This window comes from Peribacillus sp. YIM B13481 (assembly GCF_042787985.1).
In the GTDB taxonomy this organism is placed as follows: Bacteria; Bacillota; Bacilli; order Bacillales; family DSM-1321; genus Peribacillus; species Peribacillus simplex_A.
In genome coordinates, this window is the sequence record NZ_JBHZPE010000095.1 from 1 (window position 1) to 7,492 (window position 7,492).

The following is a 7,492-nucleotide window of genomic DNA, read 5'->3' on the forward strand; positions in this document are numbered from 1 at the left end:
AATCCCTCCAATAAAAAACCTGCATAGAATAAATTCTATACAGGTTTCAAAAATCCTTTTAGATTGTCAACAGCCCCTAAGGGACACTTTTTTATGTGTGTCCGTTATCCGGGGTATAGTTCAATCCTTCAGGATTCTTTTTCTTGTAAGAGTCAACTACTTTTAAATGAACTTTCTATATCATTTAATGTGAAAACTAATTTTTTAGAGGTTGTTTTACTAAAGCTTATGCACAAAAGTAATACAGATCAGCTATTCTTTCATTTAAAGATTATTTGTATAACTATTTCTGATAAAAACGTATACAAAAGTGATTTTTTGTCATCTCTTTATTTTTTATTAAAGTTACGACAATTATCCATTTGTTCAATGTACTGTCTCCCTAATTTCTCTAATAAGACTTTCTGCCATTCGTTTTCGCCTCTCTTTTTTTACCTTAAGATTAAGGTTAATCTTAAGCACTCTTTTCACTTTTAAATTTTTCCATTACCTACCTCAGAGAATATGGAGTTTTTAATGCTACAATTATCTTGAGGTGGTAACTTTGTTTATTTCTCCAATGCTATTGCACAAAGCAGAGCAACCCTACGAGGGCGAAGATTTTATAACGGAACTTAAGTTATCAAGACCTTAATTATAAAAAAACCTAATGAATAAAGGAGAGCACAATTAACCATGTATAATATGTACTCTCCTTTTATCTTTTAATGAACTAACGCACCCGTTAGTTGATTAAGAATTAATTAAAACTTAATGTTTAATAATTCTTTCATTTCAAGAAGAACATCAGTATGTTTTTCTTTTGATAAATACATCATTTTCTGTTCTGCTCCATTTGCTTCTTGCTTCTTTCCGTTCGGTTCTTGAAACATAATCCTTCCATCACTAAAAAAATTCATAGTGTACACTTTGTTATCCATGGTTTCTTTATCGGATAATACAAAAAAGTAATTCCCTTTTTTATTTAATTCTTTACTCTTCTCCAATAACTCCTTTTTAGGAGGTTGTACAACTTCCATTTTGTTGACTTTTTCTATAAAAGCTTGTACTTCATTAATATCTGTAATGACCTTTGAAGTTGAATTGGAAGATACCCCTTTCTCATCAACACTTTGCACTAATAAGGTTGTATATTCATCTATATTAGGTATTTCTAAAATTTCACTTTTCGTTTTTGTAGTATCTAAACTACAAGCATTTAAGAATACTATCATTAAAGTGCAAAAAGAAAACATCTTGAAAAACCTCAAATTTCATCCCTCCATTTCTCCCTTCTACATTATATGAAAATTGGAAAATTATCCATTATTATCAAACTACCCTGCCCCGATAGCTCCATAAAGAAAAAGCTACCTTAAAGACAGCTCTGATCTTCAGCTAACGCACCCGTTAGTTCATTAAAGACTTATTGTAGAGTTGACACAAACTGTGATGTTAGGAATTACAGAGATAGTCGTTGATATAACAGAGACAACTACTAGTAGTGGTATATGTTTACGAATTGTTTTTCCTTTTATACAAATAAATAAAGATAACTGTAATAATTATTACTAATAAAATAGGAAAAAACGCTGTATTTATGAAATGATTATATATCCATGTATCATACATTAAAGCAACCTCAGTTTTTGTTTTTACTTAGTATTAATGTGAAGGGTTAGCACTATCCCAATAACGACAAAATATTATTGTACGAAAGGTAATTTCTCAATGCGAATAAACGGTGGACACAAACTGCAAAACAAGATTTAAGCCCAATAAAGTAATTATTGCAGATAAAAGGAAAAATAAAAATATGTAAATAAAGAATATTATCAACAATACAGGAAAGCTTTTAAGTTTTTTTATAATTTAAACTTCATGTTAATAATATGACTTTTACGATTAAAAACTATTCAAGAAACAAACTTTTAGCACACAGTACGAATACACTTCTTATGGAACTATCCTGCCCCGTTAGTGCCATAAGAAAAAGGCTGCCGCAGCAACCCCTGTTATTGAACTAAAGCACCCGTTAGTTGATTAAGAATTGGTTGGATTGTTGACTATTTTAACTTTGATTGCAATCCATACAATAAAAATAATAGATAAAAATTGTATCCCTCCCTAAGATTCCACCCAGTACAGGCATTTTAAAACTGTTTACTAATCTGTTTAATCTGGTTTGATTCATAGATATGAATACCTGAAGAAACATTTTGGGCTTTTAAAAGCATTGCTTTTGCTACAGATTGTGCATGAATAGCCTTGTATTTTCTCAATGGTCCTATGAAGACAGGTGAAAGTAAATTAAAAACTAGTATGAAAAACCTTTCGCCAATTCTTGATTCGTCACGTTCACCGAGTAATAGTGACGGACGGAAAATGTGTAGTGCTGGAAGATTAAGATCTCGCAATGCAACTTCAACCTCTCCCTTCACACGTGTGTAGAATGATCGTGATGATAGATTTGCTCCTAGTGCAGTGACAATTAAAAACTGCCTAGCTTTGTGCTTTTTTGCCATTTTCCCAAGTGTAATTGGGTAGTCAAGGTCTACTTTGCGAAAAGCATTTTGACTTCCTGCTTTTTTTATAGTTGTTCCAAGGGTACAGAATACATCAGCTCCAGTTAGTTCATCACCGAATCTATCTAATTGTTCAAATTCTATTATCTTCTCGTCTAACTTTGGATGTTTTAAACCTGTTGGTCTCCGTACCAAGAGTGTAACGGTGTCATATGCTGTGGAACTTAGCAGTAACTTCACCAGTTTGTTACCAATCAATCCAGTCCCTCCCACAACAACAGCTTTTTGTTTCATTTATGTTCACTCCATTTCTAATTTAACTTTGTCTTACCTTAAGTGAGGATTATTCAATGTAATAGAATCGCGCCCTATAATGGAATAACTAAAACATGGTCTCAATCTTTAATTCTTCTTTCACTAAAGCTACCCGTTATTTTAAGTACATAATTTCAAAAAACTGTTTTGTGAATAAAAAAGGCGATAGCTAAGTAAAGCATTGCTCTCGCAGAGAAGTTTTTTATTTATGAAGCGATTTATATTCTGAAATTGTTTGTCCAGTCCATTTTTTAAATGCACGGACAAAAGAATTAGAATCCGCATAACCAAGTAAGTATGAAATATCGCTAGTAGTTAAATTGGGTTCTTGAAGATAGTGGAATGCAAGCATTTTTTGAACCGCTTGTAATTGTTGATTGAATGTTGTGTTTTCAGCGTTCAAATTTCGCTGAAGCGTCCTTACACTAATCCCTAATGCATGTGCAATTTCTTCTAACGTGTACTGTCCACTAGGAATGGCTGAGAATAAAATTGCTTGGATATTTTGGGAAAAGGATTTTTGTTGAGAAACCTCTTGGAGTTTTTTTGTGAACTCTGGTTTCAAATACTCCCACATGATATTGTTTTCGGTTAAAAAAGGACGTTTTAAATCTTCTAATTTGAATATTAGTTGATTCGTCACGCTTTTTGTCCCACGAATTTCAAAAAACTCTTCAATAGGTAAACTATAGAAGTAAGGTCCTTCAACTAGAAGGGGAACGATTCTTTCACCCGTCGCCGTTCTAAGCAAACTAACGAGCAATAACTGCTCGTTTAATAAGGCAAACCTAGGGAGTTCCTGATTGGGATAAGTAAATGAAAAATGAACACTCACAGTTTTGGATGTCTCATTCATCTGTATTTTTACAGGACCAATCAACCCTTTGTATTTTGCTAAACGTTGAATACCTTCATAGCCGTTTTTTGCTGACAATGCGGCAAAAAATGGCGGCATAAACATATTGATATTTTCAATTTGACTGAAGGCTAGTAATTGCTCATCCGACAATAAATGATCAAATTCTTGGAGAAGCCGATAATATTCAAGATCGGTTAAAGTTAACGTCTCTTTCCAAAGCATATTAGGAATATTGGCTTTTTGTAGAAGCTCTCCCATAGATACCCCTAATGATGCAATAAATTGTTGAAACTGCTTGGTGATAGTTATCTTCATGGTTAATTCCTCATTACATGTTTTTCATCAGTTTATCGTAGACTCTATCTGGTAAAATAGTTTTTAATAAGACAATTGGTTTTGCGCCAAAACCAATGAGGTAACGAGTTTTAGGTCGTTTTTTCTGAACTGCTTTTACAATAGTTTTCGCAATTAATTCAGGATTTGATAACATGTTAGAGGAATAGCGCTTTTTCATACTTTCAGCTGTTTTTGTAGCTAATTCTTCATAAGCTCCACCTTTTGAAGTTTCTAGCAAATGATCTGCGGCAATAAATCCCCAGTCAGTTTTAATCCCACCTGGTTCAATCAATACAACGTCTATTCCATAATTAGAAACTTCCATACGTAAACAGTCGCTAAAACCTTCTAAAGCATATTTTGTCGCATGATACCAAGCTCCAAATAATGTAGTGACCCGACCGCCCATTGATGACGTATTAATAATCTTACCGGAGCGTTGTGCTCGCATAGTTGGTAGAACCATTTGTGTAAGACGGGCTAATCCAAATAAATTTACATCGAATTGTTTTCTAGCATCTTCCAAAGAAACATCTTCAACTGCTCCATATGATCCGTACCCTGCGTTGTTAATCAAAATATCAATCCGACCCTCAGCTGTAACAATTGAATCCACGCAATTTTTAATAGAGGATTCGTCTGTAATATCTAAACTAATCGGAATAACGCCATCTTTCTCTAAACTACCCATTTTTTCTAATCGACGTGCTGCACCATATACTTTATGACCTTGTTGCGCTAATAGTTGTGCAGTCTGGTAACCAATTCCGCTACTTGCACCTGTAATCAAAATAATTTTCATGAGTTAATTCCTCCTTCTTCAATATGGTTTCCATTTTAGGAGGAAAACATGTGACATTCAACGTCAATACGTGCCAACTATAATTCAATTTGTGCCATAATAAATTGCAAAGCGCCACTCCTTTGTTGGAAAGTAATTGTCTACAAGATATAAAAGGATCAGTTTCTTATTTTATTAACCTGCCCTTTAGTTCATTAAGCAAAAAAAGCCGCCACATGGCAGCTCTGGATCTCAACTAACGCACCCGTTAGTTTAAGTGTAATTATTCACAAAATAGTTGGTTTTGCATAAATAAATCGATTCATTCATTACAGGAATGCTGCTCCGTTAGTTCAACAACAAAAAAGCCGCCTGTTTGCAGCCCCAAAACTTCAGTAATGGTCATACGACAGCACTACTTCACCAGCCGAAAATATTAGAAATTATTATTCTTAAATGTAACAGATAGGTGAAAGGTAAATTTCTATTATACTCACATTCTATTAGATGACTGGCGTGCAGTGGAAATTTTTGTCCTGATTTTCACGTCAAACATTCTCTGATTAGCAACATGAAAAAGTTCGTCTAATGAGTTGCCTTCTTCCGGATAGTGGGCGTTGCCAATAGCAATCCCAATGCCCAAAGGGATTTTGGCCTTATTAAATTGTTCTAGTATGTCGGATTCCAAATTGTCTATGAAAACTTCTGTATCTTTTTGGGTAAACCTTGAAGCGAAAATGATAAATTCATCGCTGCCCCATCGTGCTACAACATCGGAGTTTCTGGTGTGGTCCAATAAAAGCATAGACAGCCCTTTTAAACAACGATCTCCTGTTTCGTAACCTAATCGTTGATTTAAATCTTTAAAGTTATTTACATCGATTATAACGACAGCGAAAGGAGAGTTTGTTTGAACTGATTTTACTTTCTTTTTCTGCATCATTTTTAAGGCGTACCTTCGGTTAAATACTTGCGTCAGGTTATCGTAGTTGGCATTGAAACGCATTTGATCATATACCCTACCGATAATCCATGCAATGATCGATAAGAACAAGCCCTCTATAAACGTGTTGGGGAGTGGGTATCCAAAGTAGAGAATTTTAAAGAACGAGAATATAACAACGATGCTTACTAGACTAAACTGGCCGGTAAATTTCATAAACAATACCTTCTTTTTTGTCATTTTTTACGAATAATACCATAAAAAAATATGAATTAACACTGTGTTTGTACTTTAACCAATAATTTTAACTATGTAAATTTCCGCAACTAGAGAAAATAAAATAAAGTGCCTTGGATACAACTGTGCTTCTTCAAGTAACCTGCCCCGTTAGTGCCATAAGAAAAAGGCTGCCGCAGCAACCCCTGTTAATGAACTAAAGCATCCGTTAGTTCATTAAAGCTAGTTTATCATTTGTGATTTTTCAATATTTGAACCTCTTCTTCTAGTTTATCGATTTTTTGTTGAAGTTTTTTCTTAGGTTCTAAAATCCTTCGACCTAATATAACGAAGAAGCCGGTAATAGCAATAACTACCCCAGCAGAAGCTATAAACAATATCAAGGCAATGTCAAACATAAAAACAACTCCTAATTTATTCTTGGTATTTTCATATACGAAAATTGAACAACAAAAGTTTTGTTTTTCTTTCACTATAAGAAAAAGAGCTGCTGATCAGCTCCTGGTAATGAAGTAATGCACCCGTTAGCCATTCATGAAGCGCAAAAATCAGCGCTTCACCACAGAGAATGAAAATTGGTCTCTATGTCGATAATGTTTTAATGGCTGGCGAAGAAGGTCGTTGAACTATGGTGCCTTTGAGCCCATCCGTTAGTCTGACTCCGATGACCACGGTGTACCACCGACTGTCGCGCCCTTTATGGGTAGCACTCATGGGAGATTAATCCTTTTTTGGTCGTCGCGCTAGCCTCTACTTAATTTGCTATAATTGGAGGGTTTTGTTTAACGATTTACCAAACTTAATCAGATCACTCATAAGGCTCAGCCTTTTTTTAAAAAGCGTTTTTACTGGGTCTATTTTGTTGTGGTTTTTTCTAGATTTTGTGCTTTTTTAATTTTCATGGGAGTTCATTAAGAAAAGGTTGCTTCAACAACCTCCCTTATTGATGTAAAGCACACGTTAGCTTAACAAACAATTTAATGATGTGAATTATTTACCTTGTTCCTTTTTCCAAGCGAAAACCCAGCAGCTAATAAAAATACTGTCGCTAAACCAACTCCAATAATCATAGAATAGTCGAAATAATTTTTAAGTGCCATACCACTAGAAATAGCTCCAATAAACAAAAGTAAAAAGAAAACCGTATAATTCTTTTTCATAATCCCTCACCACCCTTTAACTATATTACCAAAAAAAGCAAATAAATTTGTACGAAGACACAAAGATAAGTACATTGGGGATATGAATTTGAGTACATAGAGTTATTAATCCACTCAAAACGCACCAATTCAATCTCTAACTGTTTTGAGATACAAAATCGAGTACATTATATACAGTCATATAAATTTATCTGTAAACACAAAGGGGAAGGCAATATCTATACCCTCCCCTTTTTCGAACACAACTTATTTTTTTAATCTTCTTGATTATTTTTGTGATCCTTAATCAACTCCCTCAGTATGATAGCTATAGCTCTCGAATGCTCACTTATTCGCAGGATTTCATAACCCTTGAAA

At 34.2% G+C, this 7,492-nt stretch carries 7 protein-coding genes; all 7 read right to left on the reverse strand.

From position 1 onward, the window contains the following. Window positions 1-743 precede the first annotated feature (743 nt). The 7 genes from ACFX4X_RS24720 to ACFX4X_RS24750 all read right to left on the reverse strand — a co-directional run bounded on the left by ACFX4X_RS24720 (window position 744) and on the right by ACFX4X_RS24750 (window position 7,135). On the reverse strand, window positions 744-1,250 hold the full coding sequence (locus tag ACFX4X_RS24720) for a hypothetical protein (protein ID WP_377387393.1): 507 nt from the start codon (window positions 1,248-1,250) through the stop codon (window positions 744-746). An 882-nt stretch (window positions 1,251-2,132) separates the two neighbouring features. Further along, window positions 2,133-2,798 carry an NAD(P)H-binding protein gene (locus ACFX4X_RS24725; protein WP_377387396.1) on the reverse strand — a complete coding sequence of 222 codons (666 nt, stop codon included), beginning with the start codon at window positions 2,796-2,798 and terminating at the stop codon, window positions 2,133-2,135. 223 nt (window positions 2,799-3,021) lie between these two features. Continuing rightward, a complete protein-coding gene (locus tag ACFX4X_RS24730) occupies window positions 3,022-3,993 on the reverse strand; it encodes an AraC family transcriptional regulator (RefSeq protein ID WP_377387399.1) in 972 nt (323 codons plus the stop codon). Between the two features lie 13 nt (window positions 3,994-4,006). Then, the gene (locus ACFX4X_RS24735) at window positions 4,007-4,816 is read right to left on the reverse strand and encodes an oxidoreductase (protein ID WP_377387402.1); all 810 of its coding nucleotides are present in this window, start codon (window positions 4,814-4,816) and stop codon (window positions 4,007-4,009) included. Window positions 4,817-5,288: 472 nt separating this feature from the next. Beyond that, complete coding sequence (locus ACFX4X_RS24740; RefSeq protein ID WP_377387405.1) at window positions 5,289-5,954, reverse strand: GGDEF domain-containing protein; 666 nt, start codon at window positions 5,952-5,954, stop codon at window positions 5,289-5,291. A 251-nt stretch (window positions 5,955-6,205) separates the two neighbouring features. Continuing rightward, window positions 6,206-6,373 (reverse strand): hypothetical protein, encoded by a 168-nt coding sequence (locus ACFX4X_RS24745; RefSeq protein ID WP_289319550.1) that lies wholly within the window; start codon window positions 6,371-6,373, stop codon window positions 6,206-6,208. A gap of 579 nt (window positions 6,374-6,952) precedes the next feature. Beyond that, the gene (locus tag ACFX4X_RS24750; protein WP_377387408.1) at window positions 6,953-7,135 is read right to left on the reverse strand and encodes a hypothetical protein; all 183 of its coding nucleotides are present in this window, start codon (window positions 7,133-7,135) and stop codon (window positions 6,953-6,955) included. Window positions 7,136-7,492 lie beyond the last annotated feature (357 nt).

Coding starts and splice junctions, on each gene's coding strand:
- ACFX4X_RS24725 (WP_377387396.1), bottom strand. CDS start 2,798: ATGAAACAAAAAGCTGTTGTTGTGGGAGGGACTGGATTGATTGGTAAC.
- ACFX4X_RS24730 (WP_377387399.1), bottom strand. CDS start 3,993: ATGAAGATAACTATCACCAAGCAGTTTCAACAATTTATTGCATCATTA.
- ACFX4X_RS24745 (WP_289319550.1), bottom strand. CDS start 6,373: ATGTTTGACATTGCCTTGATATTGTTTATAGCTTCTGCTGGGGTAGTT.
- ACFX4X_RS24740 (WP_377387405.1), bottom strand. CDS start 5,954: ATGAAATTTACCGGCCAGTTTAGTCTAGTAAGCATCGTTGTTATATTC.
- ACFX4X_RS24735 (WP_377387402.1), bottom strand. CDS start 4,816: ATGAAAATTATTTTGATTACAGGTGCAAGTAGCGGAATTGGTTACCAG.
- ACFX4X_RS24750 (WP_377387408.1), bottom strand. CDS start 7,135: ATGAAAAAGAATTATACGGTTTTCTTTTTACTTTTGTTTATTGGAGCT.